The sequence below is a fragment of the Rhizobium sp. SVR5-9E genome (genome assembly GCF_056755095.1).
This window is the reverse complement of the sequence record NZ_JBNDHS010000114.1, coordinates 1-17,156: the sequence shown is the minus strand read 5'-3', so window position 1 is coordinate 17,156 and position 17,156 is coordinate 1. Positions and strand designations below refer to the sequence as shown.

19 protein-coding genes are annotated in these 17,156 nt (G+C 60.1%); 9 read left to right on the top strand and 10 right to left on the bottom strand.

Going from position 1 to position 17,156, the window contains the following annotated elements:
• Positions 1–705: 705 nt before the first annotated feature.
• Together ACPYOJ_RS30235 and ACPYOJ_RS30230 are read right to left on the bottom strand one after the other, a co-directional pair.
• Complete coding sequence (locus tag ACPYOJ_RS30235; protein WP_481419544.1) at positions 706–906, bottom strand: hypothetical protein; 201 nt, start codon at positions 904–906, stop codon at positions 706–708.
• A gap of 431 nt (positions 907–1,337) precedes the next feature.
• Positions 1,338–1,472, bottom strand: a complete 135-nt coding sequence (locus tag ACPYOJ_RS30230) for a hypothetical protein (RefSeq protein WP_481419543.1) — start codon at positions 1,470–1,472, stop codon at positions 1,338–1,340.
• Positions 1,473–1,761: 289 nt separating this feature from the next.
• On the opposite strand from ACPYOJ_RS30230, the gene ACPYOJ_RS30225 reads away from it, so the two are divergent.
• A complete protein-coding gene (locus ACPYOJ_RS30225; protein WP_168831463.1) occupies positions 1,762–1,959 on the top strand; it encodes a CrpP-related protein in 198 nt (65 codons plus the stop codon).
• A 198-nt stretch (positions 1,960–2,157) separates the two neighbouring features.
• The gene (locus ACPYOJ_RS30220) at positions 2,158–2,634 is read left to right on the top strand and encodes a hypothetical protein (RefSeq protein WP_481419542.1); all 477 of its coding nucleotides are present in this window, start codon (positions 2,158–2,160) and stop codon (positions 2,632–2,634) included.
• A gap of 19 nt (positions 2,635–2,653) precedes the next feature.
• On the opposite strand, the gene ACPYOJ_RS30215 is transcribed toward ACPYOJ_RS30220, so the two are convergent.
• Positions 2,654–3,355: a hypothetical protein gene (locus ACPYOJ_RS30215; RefSeq protein ID WP_481419541.1), complete on the bottom strand. Its 702-nt coding sequence runs from the start codon at positions 3,353–3,355 to the stop codon at positions 2,654–2,656.
• Between the two features lie 204 nt (positions 3,356–3,559).
• Here ACPYOJ_RS30215 and ACPYOJ_RS30210 point away from each other — a divergent pair, with 204 nt between their 5' ends.
• Positions 3,560–4,078 carry an MgtC/SapB family protein gene (locus tag ACPYOJ_RS30210; protein ID WP_481419540.1) on the top strand — a complete coding sequence of 173 codons (519 nt, stop codon included), beginning with the start codon at positions 3,560–3,562 and terminating at the stop codon, positions 4,076–4,078.
• A gap of 47 nt (positions 4,079–4,125) precedes the next feature.
• On the opposite strand, the gene ACPYOJ_RS30205 is transcribed toward ACPYOJ_RS30210, so the two are convergent.
• A complete protein-coding gene (locus ACPYOJ_RS30205) occupies positions 4,126–4,305 on the bottom strand; it encodes a hypothetical protein (protein WP_481419539.1) in 180 nt (59 codons plus the stop codon).
• A gap of 58 nt (positions 4,306–4,363) precedes the next feature.
• Entirely contained in the window at positions 4,364–4,591 is a 228-nt protein-coding gene (locus ACPYOJ_RS30200) for a hypothetical protein (protein ID WP_168831459.1), read from the bottom strand.
• Between the two features lie 410 nt (positions 4,592–5,001).
• Here ACPYOJ_RS30200 and ACPYOJ_RS30195 point away from each other — a divergent pair, with 410 nt between their 5' ends.
• Positions 5,002–6,111 carry a DUF475 domain-containing protein gene (locus ACPYOJ_RS30195; protein WP_481419538.1) on the top strand — a complete coding sequence of 370 codons (1,110 nt, stop codon included), beginning with the start codon at positions 5,002–5,004 and terminating at the stop codon, positions 6,109–6,111.
• Between the two features lie 109 nt (positions 6,112–6,220).
• On the opposite strand, the gene ACPYOJ_RS30190 is transcribed toward ACPYOJ_RS30195, so the two are convergent.
• The 5 genes from ACPYOJ_RS30190 to ACPYOJ_RS30170 all read right to left on the bottom strand — a co-directional run bounded on the left by ACPYOJ_RS30190 (position 6,221) and on the right by ACPYOJ_RS30170 (position 10,796).
• Positions 6,221–6,391, bottom strand: a complete 171-nt coding sequence (locus ACPYOJ_RS30190; protein ID WP_168831457.1) for a hypothetical protein — start codon at positions 6,389–6,391, stop codon at positions 6,221–6,223.
• 154 nt (positions 6,392–6,545) lie between these two features.
• The gene (locus tag ACPYOJ_RS30185) at positions 6,546–8,063 is read right to left on the bottom strand and encodes a tripartite tricarboxylate transporter permease (RefSeq protein ID WP_168831456.1); all 1,518 of its coding nucleotides are present in this window, start codon (positions 8,061–8,063) and stop codon (positions 6,546–6,548) included.
• An 11-nt stretch (positions 8,064–8,074) separates the two neighbouring features.
• Entirely contained in the window at positions 8,075–8,566 is a 492-nt protein-coding gene (locus tag ACPYOJ_RS30180) for a tripartite tricarboxylate transporter TctB family protein (RefSeq protein ID WP_481419537.1), read from the bottom strand.
• A complete protein-coding gene (locus ACPYOJ_RS30175; RefSeq protein WP_168831454.1) occupies positions 8,563–9,507 on the bottom strand; it encodes a Bug family tripartite tricarboxylate transporter substrate binding protein in 945 nt (314 codons plus the stop codon). Before ACPYOJ_RS30175 ends, ACPYOJ_RS30180 begins: the two co-directional genes overlap by 4 nt.
• A gap of 242 nt (positions 9,508–9,749) precedes the next feature.
• Positions 9,750–10,796 (bottom strand): ABC transporter substrate-binding protein, encoded by a 1,047-nt coding sequence (locus ACPYOJ_RS30170; protein WP_481419545.1) that lies wholly within the window; start codon positions 10,794–10,796, stop codon positions 9,750–9,752.
• A 206-nt stretch (positions 10,797–11,002) separates the two neighbouring features.
• On the opposite strand from ACPYOJ_RS30170, the gene ACPYOJ_RS30165 reads away from it, so the two are divergent.
• From ACPYOJ_RS30165 to ACPYOJ_RS30145, 5 genes are all read left to right on the top strand, one after another.
• Positions 11,003–11,680: a response regulator gene (locus ACPYOJ_RS30165; RefSeq protein WP_481419536.1), complete on the top strand. Its 678-nt coding sequence runs from the start codon at positions 11,003–11,005 to the stop codon at positions 11,678–11,680.
• On the top strand, positions 11,677–13,059 hold the full coding sequence (locus tag ACPYOJ_RS30160) for a sensor histidine kinase (protein WP_481419535.1): 1,383 nt from the start codon (positions 11,677–11,679) through the stop codon (positions 13,057–13,059). The genes ACPYOJ_RS30165 and ACPYOJ_RS30160 overlap by 4 nt, the downstream gene beginning before the upstream one ends.
• A gap of 88 nt (positions 13,060–13,147) precedes the next feature.
• Positions 13,148–15,568 carry a circularly permuted type 2 ATP-grasp protein gene (locus ACPYOJ_RS30155; protein WP_481419534.1) on the top strand — a complete coding sequence of 807 codons (2,421 nt, stop codon included), beginning with the start codon at positions 13,148–13,150 and terminating at the stop codon, positions 15,566–15,568.
• Positions 15,565–16,452: a transglutaminase family protein gene (locus ACPYOJ_RS30150; RefSeq protein ID WP_481419533.1), complete on the top strand. Its 888-nt coding sequence runs from the start codon at positions 15,565–15,567 to the stop codon at positions 16,450–16,452. The genes ACPYOJ_RS30155 and ACPYOJ_RS30150 overlap by 4 nt, the downstream gene beginning before the upstream one ends.
• Before the next feature lie 270 nt (positions 16,453–16,722).
• Positions 16,723–17,156, top strand: a 434-nt coding sequence (locus ACPYOJ_RS30145) for a pilus assembly protein TadG-related protein (RefSeq protein WP_481419532.1), incomplete at its 3' end; no start/stop codon positions are given.

The window sequence follows — 17,156 nt, the reverse complement described above, 5'->3', positions numbered from 1 at the left end:
GATGATGGAGCGCGGGCAGTGCGAGCAAGCTGTAGTCACGCTCTCGATATGATCGGCGGCCATTGACCACGGATGGGCTGGCACCGGAATAGAGGTGATGGGGACCCGGCTTCTAGATTGCGACCGTTTGCCACGGGAACATTTTTGAAACTCCGTCTGTTGAAGCAGCGGACCAAGCGGAGTGTAGTCCCCGATATCCTTCCCCGCCAGGTCCAGAACCGGCGCTGTTCCGAAAGGACAGCACTACGATGCCCTGTCGCAGGCCATGACTCATAGCAGCCAGTGCTGCGGACGTATGAGAGGAGAATGGCAAATGATGAAAGCAATATCGCTAGCCGCTTTCGCGGCACTTATCGCCTCGTCGGCTTTCGCGGCGAATAGCTTCTACGTTGGTCACCCGGCCAAAAGCAGGAACTGCATGGTCACCGAGGTGAAACCAGACGGGAAGATGATGATGCAGGTCGGCAAGGCTCACTCGAGCAGGGCTCTTGCAGAATCTGCAATCAAATCAAGCTCTGCCTGCACTCACTAATGGGATCGGGCGCCGTCTCGCCGCAGCTCGGCAGGGCGGCGCCGCCTCGTCGACGCTCATCCTCTCCAGGTTGTACCTGTTCTGGTTCCTTCGGGAGCTCGTCCATCGTTCGCTTTATATCCGCCAAACCTAATTGGCGCTGAACACAGCATCCTGCTAGGTGAAACCAGAGCTCAGGAAGAAACACCTAGCTCCAGACGAGAAGACTTCTGTTGATGCTCCCAGTTCAGCCATCCGGCCAGTTCGCGCGCCTCCTCGTCGGAAAGCATGTCCATAACCATTCCACCGACCACGGTCGCCTTGCCGGTGACCACATCGAGCACCGTCCGGTAGATATTAAGGTTGTTTTGAACAATGAACCTCTGGGTTGCCATCGGGAATACCTCTGATCGTAAAAGGGATATCATCGACCACGTGCACAAAATCCGGCGCGGCATCGTCTGGCTTGACGGGACTCGCCTTGGGAGTGAGCAAGCCCCTGCACCAGATCAGGTCACACGGTGCGATTGCCTTTGCAGGCATCTGTAGAAGACCATTTTTGCAGCTTCAAATAAAGAGATGCATTCGCATCAGCCACGTTATCCAATCGTATAAAGCCTTCCTTACACAACCCTTTTAGGAATTATCCGAACGGCGTTCCGCAAACGTCCAATCCGAGGTCCGTGGGGAAAGCGTCGCGTTGCGAGAATGACGTTCATTTACGGAGATCGGCCCAATTGGTCTTGGGCACCGAGCAGTCGCGTCTTGTTGCGCAAATCAGCGCCGCCGGCACGGCTCACACGAGGTTAAAACACCATCAAGTACTTTATTTGGTAAGCGTGGCGTCTACCGATAAAGTTGCTGCGGTCTGCAGCTCCGGCGCCTCAGGAATGGCTACGATGAAAAACATCGTGAATGCATAGACTGAGAACAGCGTCAGCACCGCGGTCAATCGAATCATTCAGTATCTCCTTATTTACAAGGAGCAGATTGAACCATCTGACCGGTTTCCCAAAATGTTTTCTGAACGGGAGATGAACAAAAACTTGTTACAGGCCATTTTAACGATATTTTTACAACATATTTGGGGAGCTTGGCCGGGGGTTATAACCTGCAGGAAGGAGCTTGAATCGGCCTGTGCTCCCTTCGAGCTAATCTTGTGAATCGCAGAAACGGCGACTAACCGCTGGACATTAGCAGCAAGAAATGTTTGCCTAGGGGTCGGCTAGGTCAGCGGTTGGGGAGACGCGATGGAAATCGAAGAACTGCTCGACATGCAGGAGTGCGGAATACGCGATCGGCGCCTTGGTCGCCGACTGAGCGACAATCCGATGTCGCGGCCGGAATTGATGCCGATCCGGGATGCTGCCGAGTTTGAGGCTTGGTATGCCCGCTACGAGGCTTGGCGGTTTGGCTGGTCCGTCGAGGATGCGAGCCGCCGTCACTGACGAACGTTTGACAGGCGAGATCCGTTCATCCAGTTCGAGCGGGCCGAGAGATTAAGAGGGCGACCGTCATTGACGGTCCCGCTTCCAAGAACGGGCCGCTATCCCTGCAGCGGCCCGTTTTCTTTGCACCGGCAAATTTCGGACACAGAATGATGCGAATCCGATTCGACAAGCCAGCATGACGGGATTCCTGAAAAGATGAGACTGACAGTGATTGCAGTTACGGCCCTTTCCGCCGTAGCTTTCGCCTCCGGCGCCAGCGCCGGGTCCCAAAACTTTCCAAGCGCCGGCGTGACGACGCTTGGAGGTAAGTGCGCGAAGCTCGTCGTCGGCAAGGTCGATGCGTCGAAGGGCTGCAAGGGCGAACTCGCGAGCGTCGGACTGCCGAACGGTCAGGTAACCTTCATCTTTACCTCAGGCGGCAAGATGCTCGGCTTTCAAGGCGATGGCACCGCGATCAAGGCAGCCTCCAACGGCAATGCCCGCATTCCCCTCAATCTGGTGACGACGGGTGTCGGCGAGAAGATGACTGGGCAGGTGAAGGTGGCAGGCACCTGCACCTTCGGCAATCCCTATAGCGGCAAGCCGGTCGCGATCGAATGCACCGCGGAAAGCAAGGACACGACCTTTACGGGCAGTTTCAGCACCAGCGGCAAAGCCCCCAAGCAGAAATAAGGGCCTTCAAGGCGCTATATCAGGCGCACCACCCGCCTGGGTTGGCGGCTGGTTTGCGGGCAAGCCCCTCGGCCATCAGCTGGGAGCCAAACGAAAGGCCGTTGCGCGAAATGACGCGCGGCGCACCGGCCCCGCCAGCCTTGCCTGCCGCGTTCATGACGAAGGGGCCGGCATTCAGAAGCTTCAACAGCCTCGATTTTGCGGCAAAGCCTGCCCGCCTCTCATCGGCGCAACGAGCAGCGCCGACGTCCGGCACCACCACATCCGCAATCAGGATCTTCTCGCCCTTGTACCAGAAGGTACCGCCGTCTCCGACACAATTGACGTGCTGTCCCTGCCCGCAATAACCGAAAGCTCCGCTGGCATTTTCCGAGAATGCCGGTGATGCAGCAGCAGAGGCCAGCTTCACGGGTTGAGCAGCAGGAACCGGAACGGCGGCAGGCGGCAGGACGCGCTGCGACTGCGAAGCAGTCTGTTGCCGCGGCGCATTGTTGCCGACAGTAGCTTTCGGCACGTCCGGCCTGATTGCAGCAGTGATCACCGACGCATCTGGCACGCGGGAGGCAAGCATAGGCCGCACGCTCTTCCAGTTGTCGTAAAGCGCAATGCCGCCCACGGCAACGGCACCGACGAAGAGCCAGGCCAAGGGACCGCCCTGGCCGCCGCGTCTTGATCTTGCCGATGATTTGCGGCGCCGGCCGCGGGTCGCTGTCTTAGCCATCTGTTCCGAATCCCGTGAGGGCCGGATTATCGCCTCCCAATCCTTTCCGAAAGGTTGGCACGCAGACGCAACGTTGAAGCGCATCCGTCGCTCACGAGCCGCCCGCCTTGGCGCCAGCATTCTCGTTTTTGAGACGTCGATGAACAAATAGCGGCACAACACGTTAGCCAGCGAAGAATTTATTCACAAGAAGGCACTCCCTCCATGGAACTGGTCTTCGCGGACATGTTTCCTCCGTCCCGTATCCAGTACCCTGTGATCTTCGCGCGGCTCATCGGCGCCATCATTCTCGGCGGCATCATCGGCTTCGAGCGTGAAGCGCGCGATCACCCGGCGGGCTTGCGGACGCATATTCTGGTGAGCCTCGCAGCAGCTCTTTTCGGGATCATTGCCATTGAATCGGTCAACATACCGGGCTTCGCGAATGACCAGCAGGTTCGCATCGATCCGCTGCGCGTCATCGAAGCAGTTACGGCCGGCGTCGCCTTCCTGGCCGCTGGAATGATCGTTTTTTCCAGAGGCAGAGTGAAAGGCCTAACGACCGGCGCGGGCATGTGGCTCGCCGGCGCGATCGGCCTTGCCATGGGCTTCGGCTACTGGCCCATCGCGTTCTTCGCGACGGCAGCGGCAGTTAGCGTCCTGTTCGCCCTGGGGATAATTGAGCGGCGGCTAGAGCATGGAAAGCAAGAGCAACTGCCACCGAAGGAAGACGCAGATTTATAAGGAACCGCCCTATTTGTGCCGGGCGGTTTCTTATGTTGGCGATGAGATCAGACGGGCTGTACGTCGGAGTTGTTCTGCCTGGAGGTTTTCTTGCGGTCAGAAGCAATATTCCAGGATTGCGTCTCTGGCTTCTTAAGATCGATGCGGTTCTCCAAAGCGTCCTTGAGAGCCAGCCATTCGCTTTCGTGTTTCATATAGATGTGCTCGGGCACAAGATTCACAGTCATAAAAACCTCACCGTTTTCATTGTTCTAGAGAAGAAAAAACTGTTCCGCCGCCTTGGATCTAGCGGCGCCGCTTGCCTGCCGCACCAACGTCAGGACCGCCCTTCGAGAGGTCGGCGCCGGAGCAATGCGCCGGGACATGGATATCGTCCATCGGCGTTTGTGGCAGTGTCAGGTCCACGTGATGCGGCGGTAGCACCTGCACCCTCTGCATGCGGTTTGGCTTTGCACGCTTCATGCGGTCTGCCGCTTCGGTGCGTTTGTCGGGAGAGTGAGTTGACGTATGCATTGCCGCCTCCGCTGGTTGCGCCGGGATCGCTTTTTTGCGCCGCAGATTTTTCCTGAACGTAGCCCTAACGGGTGAACGACCATAAGGTTCCCCATAAAATCTCCGCGCGCTTCACTGCGTCTTGACTGAGCCTGAAAGCTCACTACCTAGAGGCTTATCCGCGGCCAAAACGATGCGCAAGGTTGCCCCCCATGCAAATGCATCGGCTTCGGATAAACACTGGTGCCGGGCCCCTCTGGCGAGAGTTTTTACGGCGCTCTCGTGATGTCGGTACCGCCTGCAGACAGCCGGCGGGATTTTCATTCCATGAAAAAGCTCACAATGCCTTGCGCGCATGTCCCTTGCGATGTGCGGCACTTCTCAACCACACTCTCATTCAAGATCGACGCCCGCACCAAAGAGGTGCGGCCATGAAACAGTCCATCCGCAACAAATCCATGCTCGGCTATTTTCGCTGGGCCTTCATCGTAACGGCTCTCGGGCTTGCGCTGGGCGCTTTATTAGGCTGGCAGTCCACTGGCACGATCGGCGGCATGGCGAGCGTCTTCTTCATCTGCACGGTGCTGGCCGTGCTGGAGATTTCCCTCTCATTCGACAACGCCATCGTCAACGCCAATAAGCTCAAGGAGATGACGCCGGTCTGGCAGCATCGGTTCCTGACCTGGGGTATCGTCATTGCCGTCTTCGGCATGCGCATCATCTTCCCGCTGGCAATCGTCGCGATTGCTGCGAAAATCGGCCCGATCGATGCGCTCATCCTTGCAGCGCGGCAACCGGGTGAATATGCGCGCATCATGCACGAGGCCCATCTGCCGATCGCAGCCTTCGGCGGAACTTTTCTCCTGATGGTCGGCCTTTCGTACTTCTTCAATCACGAGAAGGACGTCCATTGGATTGCCTCGCTTGAAAAGCTGATGTCCCGCGGCGCGACGATCAAGGGAATCGAAATCGCCTTCGTTCTCCTGCTGATCATCGTCTTCGCCTCACTGCTCGAAGGCGATCAGGCGACGACCTTTGTCTATAGCGCGATGTACGGTCTTCTGACATTCCTTGCGGTCGAGGTGATCGGCGGACTGCTGGATGCTTCACAGAAGGCGATGACCGAGGCAGCGCGCGGTGGTCTCGGAGCGTTCATCTATCTGGAGGTGCTGGATGCAAGCTTCTCATTCGATGGTGTCATCGGCGCCTTCGCTCTGACGCAGAACCTCTTCATCATCGCCATTGGTCTCGGCATCGGTGCCATGTACGTGCGCTCGATGACGATCATGCTCGTCGAAAAGGGAACGCTGACGCACTACCGATACCTGGAACACGGCGCGTTCTACGCGATCTTGATCCTTGCGATCATCATGTACGTCCAGACCCTCTTCCACATTCCAGAGGTCATCACCGGTCTCGGCGGCGCAGCCCTGATCGGCATATCGCTCTGGTCTTCGATCCGCCATAACAAGCGCCATGGCCCCGACGACCATGCAGAGGCGGAAGCACATGTTCCGGCCAGGAAGCGGGTGGAGGCCTGAGACGCACAAACCCGCAGCGTTTCGTGCGCTGCGGCGGCCCGTCCAAGCAAAAATAAAGCCCGCGACCAACCGGTTGCGGGCTGTTTCATGTGTGATTGGATCCGAGCTGTTAGCGGCCGATATGGCCGAAGATCTTCGGATCGATACCAAGGACGTTGAGGTCCTGAGCCTTCGGACGGCGGCCAGATTCACATGCGGCGCTTACAGCAGTTGCTGCGCCAATGACTGCGAACGCGCGGCCGAAGAAACCTTCACGAACGGACTTACGGTAGGAGGACATTTGTCTTTCTCGCTTTAGCTTCGTTGTTGACACGCCGTATATGGTGCACCGCAACATTTTCCACAAGTCGTGGAAATTCAGGCCAGCCATGCAAAAACAAGCGGCCGGTCCGTGTTTCGGGGCCGGCCGCAAGACAGAGTCGTCGGGTTGCTTCCTAGTCTTCGCTTGCCGCAAGCTGCGAGAGAACCTCACCCCTGCCGCGCAACCGCAGGATCAGCGGGACAAGGAATGCGGCAGCCGCAAGGATCAACAAGCCGGCGGCAATCGGCGACATGACAAGCGCCGTCACATCGCCTTGGCTGATGGCCAGCGCGCGGCGCAGCTGCTGTTCCGCAAGCGGCCCGAGGATCAATCCGACGATCGCCGGCGCGATCGGATAGCCGAACACCCGCATGATGTAACCGAGCACGCCGAAGGCGAGCAGCATTCCAAGTTCGAAGACCGAGGGGTTAGCGCCGATCGTGCCGAGCGTCGCAAACAGCAGGATGCCGGCATAGAGCCACGGCTTCGGAATGGTCAGCAGGCGGACCCAAAGCCCGATCAGCGGCAGGTTCAGCACCAGCAGCATCGCGTTGGCAATCAAAAGGCTGGCGATCAGGCCCCAGACAATTTGCGGATTATTGGCAAACAGAAGTGGGCCGGGCTGCAGGCCATATTGCTGGAAGCCGGCAAGCATGATTGCGGCTGTGGCAGTCGTCGGCAGACCAAGGGTCAGAAGCGGAACCAGCGTCCCTGCCGCCGAGGCGTTGTTAGCGGCTTCCGGACCCGCCACGCCTTCAATGGCGCCGTTGCCGAACTCTTCGGGATGCTTGGTCAGGCGCTTTTCGGCGGCATAGGAAAGGAAGGTGCCGATTTCCGCGCCCCCGGCCGGCATGGCGCCGATCGGAAAGCCGATCAGTGTGCCTCGCAGCCAGGCCTTCCAGGAGCGTGCCCAATCCTGCGCACTCATCCACAACGAACCCTTGACGGCCTCAACCGTGTCTTCGCCGTGGTTGCCCTGCGCGGCAATATAAAGCGCCTCCCCGATCGCGAACATCGCAACGGCGAGCGTCGTCACCTCGACGCCGTCGAGCAGATCGGGAATGCCGAAGGTGAGGCGAGCCTGGCCAGTCTGCAGATCGATGCCGATCATCGCGAGCGTAAAGCCGACGAAGAGCGAGGTGAGGCCCCTCAGCGCCGAATCTCCGAAAGCCGAGGAAACGGTGACGAAGGCGAGAACCATCAGCGCGAAATATTCACGCGGACCGAAAACCAGCGCGAGCTTGACGATATAGGGCGCGATGAAGGCAAGCCCAAGCGTGGCAATAAGACCGGCCACGAAGGAGCCAATGGCGGCGGTCGCGAGCGCCGGACCGCCCCTGCCCGCGCGGGCCATCTTGTTGCCTTCGAGGGCGGTGACGATCGAGGCGCTTTCGCCCGGCGTATTCAACAGAATGGACGTCGTCGACCCGCCATACATGCCGCCGTAGTAGATGCCGGCGAACATGATAAGCGATCCGCCCGGATCGAGCTTGTAGGTAACCGGCAGCAGAAGCGCCACCGTCAATGCCGGACCAATGCCCGGCAGGACGCCAACGGCGGTGCCGAGCGTAACGCCGATCAATGCGTAAAGCAGATTCATCGGCTGCATGGCGACCAGGATACCCTGGAACAGGAATTCGAAAGTGCTCATGATGAATGCACCTAGAAGAACAGATGTTCGAGCGGACCTGCAGGCAGCGTCAGTTTCAGCAGCTGCGAGAAGATCGTCCAGACGATGAAGCTAATGACGATGCCGACGGGGATCGAAACCCAGAGCTGCCGCTTGCCGAAGCCACGCGCCGTCAGGGCGAAGAGAAGGCCGGTCGCGATCGAGAAGCCGGCGATCCGCAAGAAGATCATCTGACAGGCAAGACCCGCGACAATCCACACGACCGGCGGCAGTTCCTGCTTCTCGCGCTCGGGAAAGTCGCCCCGCCAGGCCTCGAGCGCCGTCCAGATTGCGAGTCCGATCAGCCCGAGTGCTACGACCGTTGGAGCGGTTGCCGGCCCCATGCGCGCATATTGGGCGATCGTCCTCATATGCGAGACGTCCCAAAGGATGACCCCGGCCACCAATAAAAGACAGAGGGCGATGACCAGCGCCGCCCAGTCGGGGCGGCGCTTCGTGACCACAGTGGACTTACCCACGCTCATTGAACCAGTCCGATGTCTTTGAGAATGCCTTCGGTGGCCGCAACGTCCTTCTCAAGCTGCGCCTTGAAGGCGTCGCCGGAGAGATAGCTGTCCTGCCAGCCCTTGGTCTTAAGGACCTCCTGCCAGGCTGGCGACTTGGAAAGCTTGTCGAAATCGGCGGTGATAGCAGCTGTCTGATCAGCCGAGAGGCCGGGGGCAGCCGCAACCATGCGCCAGTTTTCCACGGAGACGTCGACCCCGGCTTCCTTCAGCGTCGGCGCATCGATCCCTTCGATACGCTTGTCGCTCGATACGGCGAGCAGGCGCAACTGGCCGGCCTTGATCTGCGATTCGAATTCGCCGTAGCCGGAAATGCCCGCCGTCACCTGGCCGCCAAGGATGGCCGCAAGCGCTTCGCCACCGCCCGAGAAGGCGACGTAGTTGATCTTCGTCGGATCGACGCCGGCCGCCTTGGCGATCAGGCCAACAGCGATATGGTCGGTGCCGCCTGCCGAACCGCCGCCCCAGGACACCGCACCCGGTTCCGCCTTCAGCTTGGCGACGAGATCGCCCAGCGTCTTGATGTCCGACGCTGCCGGAACGACGATTGCCTCATACTCGCCGGTCAGGCGTGCGATCGGCGTGACGTCCTTCAGTGTGATGGGCGACTTGTTGGTCAGGATTGCGCCGACCATGACGTAGCCGCCGACGATCAGTGCATTCGGATTGCCGCTGTTCTGGCTGGTGAACTGAGCAAGCCCGATGGTGCCGCCGGCGCCTGGAATGTTCTGAACCTGAACATTGCCGGAAATGCCTTCCTGCTGCAGGACTGTCTGCAGCGAACGGGCCGTCTGGTCCCAGCCGCCGCCAGGAGCGGCCGGCGCCATTATGGTGTAGTCGGCCGAATAGGCCGGCAGCGCGATGGCGGCTGCGAAAAGCGTGGCAAGGAAAGTATGCTTCACGATGTGTCCTCCATGATCGCGGTGAGTGCCGCGTAATGTCTTCAACGGAATCGGGAAGCGTTGCCTGCGAAGGACATGCTTGTCCGCAATAGCGACGGAAACTCCTCCCGAAACTTCAACTCTCCGCCTCCACGGAGAAGAAGTGCCGAAAACGCACCACAACAAGCTGTCATTTAGCTGACATCGACGGCATATCCACCGCGACGGGCACTTTTTTGCCGCAATTGTGCAGCCTGCGGTGCCTATTGGGTCCGCAGCACCTCGTTCCAATGCGCGATGAGCCGCGCGCGCTTGACCTGGTCGAGATAGACCATCAGGCCCGGACTGACCGGAACGGGCCGGAGCTGTGACCCGAGAAGCTCCTGCAGCGTGTTCGCCGTATTCTCGCCGGCGACCTCAGGACTGACGGCGGGAATCTGCAGTTCGCGGGCCATGATCGTCTGCCCCTCCTTGGACATGAAGAAGGAGAGATATAGTCGCCCGAGCTCTGGTTCAGCCGCCGCCTGCGGTACCAGCCCGATCCTCGACATCACGACGGTATAATCTTTCGGCAGCACGATGCCGACGTTGGGGTCGCGAGATGCCCAGTCCGCGGCATACGAGCCGAGGATGTTGTAACCAAGCACGAAGCGGCCATCGGCGACCCGTTCCAGGATTGCCGAACTCGTCGAATAAAGCTTGACGCCTGCGGCTCCCATCGCCCTGATGACCGACCAGATATCCCCGAACTGCTCCTGATCGCGGGCCATGAAGAGAAAACCGACGCCAGAGCGCTCGATGTCGTAGGTGCCTATCCGCCCATAGACCGCATTGCCTTTGCTCTTCAGATAGTCGACGAATTCCGCCCGCGAACTTGGCACCGGCTCATGCGCGAAGCTCGGCTTGTGATAGACGAAGACCGCCGGCTCGAAGGTCAGCGCATAAGCCGTGTTCCGCCAGTTTGCCCATTTCGGCCACAGCCCGCTCATCGGCAAATTACTGACCTGCGCATATCCATCGTTGGAAAGCTTCACCTGCAGGTCCATCGCCGAGGAAAAGGCGAAATCCGCCGTCTTCTTTCCGGCATCCGTCTCCCGCACGATCCTGTCATAGATCTCGCCGGTGAGCATGTCTTCATAGCGTACAGCTATGTCAGGATTGGCCTGTTGAAAGCCGTGGATCATCGGCTGGGCCAGCGGTTCGTCGAGCGACGAATAGACTGTCAGCACCCGCGCATCGGCCTTGCCGGATTTCGCAGCGTAAAAGGTCTGGTCTGCCGCCGCCAAACCGGGACAGAGCAGAAGTAGCAGAACAAGAAGGCTCCTCATGCCGGGAGAATGCATCACAGCGCCTCGCCGGGCAAGCACGACGGATGCGGCCGGGTCGTTTGCGTCTGCAGCAACATTGTCAAATATGAATCCTCTGATGCGCTGATGATTTCACCCGTCGGGTCTTGCTGCTGATGACATCGCCCTCCACGGGGGTTAATCTCTGCTGGATAATCAGGAATCCGTCCGTGCGCATTCTCCTCACCGAAGACAATATCGCCCTGGCCGATGGCCTGTCTGCGATCTTGCGCGGTACGGGACATGCCGTGGATGTCGTCCATGACGGCGCATCCGCTAATGCGGTCATTGCGGCCGAACATTTCGATCTCGTGATCCTTGACCTCAACCTGCCGGAAATGGACGGGCTGGAAGTGTTGCGCAACATGCGCGCACGCCAGAACCAGGCTGCAGTCTTGATTCTGACCGCACGGGGAGCGCCGGAGGAGCGGGTCAAGGGGCTCGATCTCGGCGCTGACGATTACCTCATCAAGCCCTTCGACATCGGCGAATTCGAGGCACGTGTCCGCGTGCTGCTCCGACGCCAGGCCGGTTTGCATTCGGCGACGGTGATGTACGGCTGCGTTTCATTCGACCTCAAGTCCCGCACCTTCTCCGTTGGCGGCACACAGCTTGACATACCCGCCCGCGAACTCGGATTGCTCGAAATCCTCTTCATGCGTGCCGGCAAGGTCGTTGCCAAGGAGGCGATCATACAGTCGCTGACCGCCTTCGACGACGACATTTCCGCCAATGCGATCGAGCAATATGTCAGCCGGCTCCGCAAGCGCCTTGCGCCGCATGGACTGACCGTAAAAACCGCGCGCGGCATCGGCTACTACCTCGACAAGCTATCCGAGGTTTCATGAAAGCCGCCTATTCGCTCAGGCGCCGGCTGCTCTTCTGGCTGCTCATCTCCACGGCCATCATCGGCATGCTGGCCCTTGCCGACACATATCGGGAGGCGGTTGGTACCTCCAACATCGTTTCCGACCGTGTCCTCGCCGGTTCGGCACTTGCCATTGCCGAACGCGTGGTCGTGGCCGAAGACGGCTCGCTTGAGGTGGATATTCCCTATGTCGCGCTGGAAATGCTGACATCCGCCGCTCAGGACCGGGTGTTCTACCGTGTCGACGGTCCGCCTGGAAAATTCATCACCGGCTATCAGTTGCTTCCGGTTATCAAGGAGACCAAAGGCGAAGGCGCTGTCTTCGCCGACGATAAGTTCCAGGGCGAGCCGATCCGTGTCGCGACGCTGCAGCGCTCCGCCTCGACCGGCATCCGCTCGGTTCCCTTTGCCGTCACCGTAGCGGAAACGACACTTGCTCGCCGTCATCTGGCGCAGGCGATTCTCTTTCGCTCGGCGCTTCGTCTAGGCTTCATGATTGCCGGAGCGGCTGTGATCGTCTGGATCTCGGTCACGGTGGCGCTCCGCCCGCTCTACAAGCTGCGGGACGCGATCGGCGAGCGCAGCCCGGATGACCTGCATCCCATCGAGCAAGCGGTGCCGAGCGAAGTTCAGCCGCTGGTTGATACGGTGAACAGCTTCATGGTGCGCCTGCAATCGGCCCTTGAAGCGCTGCGGAATTTCACCGGCAATGCGAGCCACCAGTTGCGCACGCCGCTTGCAATCATCCGAACCCAGCTTGCGCTCTCCTCCCGTGCGGGAACGCTGGCTGAAGCGCAAGATTCGGCGTTAAAGGGCGACCAGGCCGTTGCGCATGCCGAGCGCATCCTCGCGCAGCTTCTGTTGATGGCAAAGATCGATGCGGCAACGGCCAAGGAGGCCCTGGCCGCCTCTACGATGGATGTTACCGCAATTGCCCAGGAGATCACGGGCGAGCTGATCCCCGCAGCCGCCGAGGCTGGTATCGACCTGGGCTTTGAGGGCGATGGACCAGCAATAATCCGCGCCGAGCCCCTCCTGATCGGTGAGCTATTGCGCAATCTTGCGGGCAACGCCATCGCCTATGCCGGCAAAGGCGCTGAGGTTACCGTGCGAATTGCGCAGGATAGCGAGACCGTGCGCCTCGAGGTCGAAGACAATGGTCCCGGAATCGCACCGGAGAAGCTTGAAGCGGTGCGCCGCCGCTTCTCGCGCGGCAACGAGTCGGGCACGCCCGGCGCCGGTCTCGGCCTGCCGATCGTTGAAGAAATAGCCAACCTTTTCAATGCAAAGCTCACGCTTTTGCCGGGTTCAGCTGGCGACGGTCTCAAAGCCGCGGTGGCTTTCGCAAGAGTGTCGTAATGGCTTCGCTGCGTTAGCCGTTTCGCCTTGCTTTCCATCGCTGCATTGCACACTATTCCCTCGGCGGGCATTTGAAGAGCTAGAGTGAATGGGCAAGAAACCGGCAACGGAAAAACGCAAGAGCGAGATTCGCGATCGTGCCGGCAACGAGGCAGTCTTCGGCTATGCGCCGCTCCCTAGCGCTGCCGATGAGATGGTCGATAACAACGGCGCCATTCGTCCCGTCTGGCAGCGCTTCCTTGCAAGCTTCGGGGAAATTCCGCCAAATGAGCTGACCGAGCGCTTCGCCCGGGCCGACCGCTATCTCCGCGATGCCGGTGTGTTCTACCGCGCTTATGGCAGCAAGGGCACCGGCGAGCGCTCCTGGCCGCTGTCGCACATTCCGGTCTTGATCGACGAGCGTGAATGGCAGGCACTTTCCGCCGGCCTCGTGCAGCGCGCCGATCTGCTTGAAGCGATTATCGCCGATATCTATAGCGACAACAAACTGGTGGAAGAGGGATACCTGCCGCCCGGCCTGATCGCCTCCAATCCGGAATTCCAGCGCCCGCTCGCAGGCATAAAGCCGGCCTCCGGTCATTACCTGCATTTCTGTGCCTTCGAGATCGGCCGCGGACCGGATGGAGACTGGTGGGTTCTCGCCGATCGCACGCAGGCGCCCTCAGGCGCAGGCTTCGCGCTCGAAAACCGGGTTGCCACGACGCGCGCCTTCTCTGACATCTATGCCGAGACCCCTGTTCACCGTCTCGCCTCGTTCTTCGGCGGCTTCCGCGACGCGTTGCAGACCATGAAGCACTCCGGTGATGATCGCATCGGCGTTCTGACCCCCGGCCCGGCAAACGAGACCTACTATGAACACGCCTATATCGCCCGATATCTCGGCTTCATGCTGCTCGAAGGCGAGGATCTCGCGGTGGTCAATGGCCGCGTCATGGTGCGTACGGTCGCCGGCCTGAAGCCGATCGGCGTGCTCTGGCGCCGCCTCGATTCCGCCTATGCCGATCCGCTGGAACTCGACCAGAATTCGCGCATCGGCACTCCAGGCCTGGTCGAGGCGCTTCGCGCAGAATCGGTGACGATCGTCAACGCGCTCGGGACCGGAATCCTCGAGACCCGCGCCCTGCTCGCCTTCATGCCGACGATCTGCCACCGGTTATTTGGAGAGAAGCTGAAGCTGCCATCGATCGCCACGTGGTGGTGCGGCCAGAAAGAAGAACGCGAACACGTCGCAAGAAATATCGAGAAGATGGTGATCGGACCCGCCTATTCGCGCGCCCCCTTCTTCGATGATCGCGGTGAGTCCGTTCTGGGCTCCTCACTCCGCTCGGCGGCAAAGGATTCGATTACCGACTGGCTGAATTCCGATGGCCCGAAACTCGTCGGCCAGGAAGTCGTCACGCTTTCCACCACACCGGCCTGGGTCGACGGCAAGCTGACGCCGCGGCCGATGTCGCTGCGCGTCTTCGCCGCCCGTACCGCCCGTGGCTGGCAGATCATGCCGGGCGGCTTCGCCCGCATTGGCTCCGGCGATGACGTAGCCGCGATCGCAATGCAGGCGGGCGGGGCGGCGGCGGACGTCTGGATTGTCAGCGACAAACCGGTCGAGCGCCATACCTTGCTGCCCGCGGAAGGAAGCTTCACCCGCAATATGCCGGGCAGCCTGCCAAGCCGGGCGGCCGACAATCTCTTCTGGCTCGGCCGTTATATCGAGCGTGCTGAAGGCGCGCTTCGCATCCTTCGCGCCTGGCATGCCCGCTACGCCGAGGCCGCTGATCCGAGCCAGCCGCTGCTGGCCGACGTTTCGAAATACCTCGTCGGCGTCGACATCGACACGGATGAGCCCGTGCCGGAAACGCTGCTGCGCAACATCGAGAGCGCCGTCTATTCCGCCAGCAACATACGCGATCGCTTCTCGCCTGACGGCTGGCTGGCGCTCAACGATCTTGCCAAGACCGCGCGCCGCTTTCACGCCACCGTCACAGCCGGCGACGACGCCAGCCATGCCATGACCATCCTGTTGCGCAAGCTTGCGGGCTTCGCCGGTCTCGTGCACGAAAACATGTATCGCTTCACCGGCTGGCGTTTTCTTTCGCTTGGACGCTACATCGAACGCGGCCTGCACATGACGCGCCTTCTCGGCTACATGTCGGGACCCGATGCCCCGGATGGCGCGCTGGACATGCTGCTCGAAATCGGCGACAGCGTCATGACCCACCGGCGCCGGTACAACGTCAATACGGCCCGCCTGACAGTCACCGACCTTCTGGCGCTCGATCCGCTCAACCCGCGTTCAGTTCTCTTTCAGATGAACGAAATCCACCGCGAGGCCGAGCAACTGCCGAACGCCTTCGTCAACGGGCAGATGTCGGCATTTTACCGCGAAACCATGCGCCTGCATTCCGGCCTTGCCGTCATGACGCCGGAGGCGATGACGAGCGAGATCTACAAAAAGATGGAACGTGAGCTGAAGCAGCTATCCGACCTTCTTGCCCAGACCTACCTAGGGTGACCGCGGTGCTCTACGATCTAACCCTGCACATGGGATACACCTACGACACGCCCGCCTCGGGAGCGCGTCATATTATGCGGCTGATGCCGCTTTCGCTGCCTGACCGCCAGCGCCTGGTTGCAGGCTCGATCACCATTTCCCCCACGCCGGACGAGCAATCGCACTTCACCGACTTCTTCCGCCATCCTGCAACCTCCTTCCGGCTGCGGTTGCCGCACGATAGTCTGGACATCCGTATGCAGGCACGCGTCCAGGTCGACAGCCATTCCATCGCCGCCGATTTCTCGCCGGCTCTTGCCGACCTGCCGCAAGAAATCGCCGACGTTTGGTCGCTCCAACCCGAGTCGCCACACCACTTCCTTGGCAACAGCCCGCGCCTCGTCGAAACCCGCGCCATCTCCGACTACGCCAGAAGCTGCGCTCTGCCCGGCCTCACCGTTCTCCAGATCGCCAATGCATTATGCACCCGTATCAACAAAGATTTCACCTACGACCCGGAAGCAACGACGGTGGATTCCACGCCGCTCGAGGCTTTCGAACTTAAACGCGGGGTCTGCCAGGATTTCACCCATGTGATGATCGTGGCGCTCCGCAGCCTCGGCATCCCGGCGGGCTATGTCTCCGGTTTCCTGCGAACCATCCCGCCGCCCGGCAAGGAGCGGCTCGAAGGCGCCGACGCAATGCACGCCTGGGTTCGCGTCTGGTGCGGCGCGACGCTGGGCTGGATCGAACTGGACCCGACAAACGACATGCCCGCTGGCACTGACCACATCGTCGTCGCCTACGGCCGCGATTATTCCGACGTCGCCCCCGTCATCGGCGTGTTGAAGAGCTCCGGCAATCATCGCTCCGTGCAGGCGGTCGACGTCATTCCGATCCAGTGATCGCCTGCATGAATCCACCATAGGTGTTAATGCACCAAACCACCGAAGATGTGTTTCGCAAGAAGGCCATCCCGCAAAAGCAATAGATCATGTATCGAAATCGTCCGTTCCCTCTAATTTTAGCGACTGTTTTAAAACCCTCGGTAACAACCATCCTGTAAGCGTTGAGACACAATGTTCCTCTTGCTTTCGGGTGACATGATGTCTGCCTTATCTTCGCTTCTCGCCAGCGGTCGCCACATACTGCGTGATCGTTCCGGAAATTTCGGAATGGTGACTGCTATCGTCATCCCGGTTCTGATCGGCACGGCTGGGCTCGCCATCGATTTTTCCAATATGATCTTGCAGCAGCGCCAGCTTCAGGAAGCGTCCGATGCAGCAGCACTCGCCGCCGCGACCGCCCTTGCGGATGGCAAGGTCGCCGACAGTACGGCCGCCGAGGCGCTAGCCAAGGATTTTGTTGTCGGCCAAATGGCCAACTACCTAAGTGGCAGTGACGCTGCGTCCCTCAGGAACAAAACCAACGTAACCGTGACAACGACCACGACGGCTACCGGCAAGGGCTACAATGTCAGCGTAAACGCTTCGTACGACATGGGCTTGACACCCCTGATGAGCGTTTTTGGCAAGAAGACCGTATCACTCGCCAGCAACAGCGCAACGACAAGCGGCACAACCAACACCAAGAGCGCGCTCTCCATGGA

Coding starts and splice junctions, on each gene's coding strand:
- ACPYOJ_RS30155 (WP_481419534.1), top strand. CDS start 13,148: ATGGGCAAGAAACCGGCAACGGAAAAACGCAAGAGCGAGATTCGCGAT.
- ACPYOJ_RS30215 (WP_481419541.1), bottom strand. CDS start 3,355: ATGGCTAAGACAGCGACCCGCGGCCGGCGCCGCAAATCATCGGCAAGA.
- ACPYOJ_RS30225 (WP_168831463.1), top strand. CDS start 1,762: ATGGAAATCGAAGAACTGCTCGACATGCAGGAGTGCGGAATACGCGAT.
- ACPYOJ_RS30185 (WP_168831456.1), bottom strand. CDS start 8,063: ATGAGCACTTTCGAATTCCTGTTCCAGGGTATCCTGGTCGCCATGCAG.
- ACPYOJ_RS30230 (WP_481419543.1), bottom strand. CDS start 1,472: ATGATTCGATTGACCGCGGTGCTGACGCTGTTCTCAGTCTATGCATTC.
- ACPYOJ_RS30210 (WP_481419540.1), top strand. CDS start 3,560: ATGGAACTGGTCTTCGCGGACATGTTTCCTCCGTCCCGTATCCAGTAC.
- ACPYOJ_RS30160 (WP_481419535.1), top strand. CDS start 11,677: ATGAAAGCCGCCTATTCGCTCAGGCGCCGGCTGCTCTTCTGGCTGCTC.
- ACPYOJ_RS30235 (WP_481419544.1), bottom strand. CDS start 906: ATGGCAACCCAGAGGTTCATTGTTCAAAACAACCTTAATATCTACCGG.
- ACPYOJ_RS30205 (WP_481419539.1), bottom strand. CDS start 4,305: ATGACTGTGAATCTTGTGCCCGAGCACATCTATATGAAACACGAAAGC.
- ACPYOJ_RS30190 (WP_168831457.1), bottom strand. CDS start 6,391: ATGTCCTCCTACCGTAAGTCCGTTCGTGAAGGTTTCTTCGGCCGCGCG.
- ACPYOJ_RS30220 (WP_481419542.1), top strand. CDS start 2,158: ATGAGACTGACAGTGATTGCAGTTACGGCCCTTTCCGCCGTAGCTTTC.
- ACPYOJ_RS30195 (WP_481419538.1), top strand. CDS start 5,002: ATGAAACAGTCCATCCGCAACAAATCCATGCTCGGCTATTTTCGCTGG.
- ACPYOJ_RS30200 (WP_168831459.1), bottom strand. CDS start 4,591: ATGCATACGTCAACTCACTCTCCCGACAAACGCACCGAAGCGGCAGAC.
- ACPYOJ_RS30180 (WP_481419537.1), bottom strand. CDS start 8,566: ATGAGCGTGGGTAAGTCCACTGTGGTCACGAAGCGCCGCCCCGACTGG.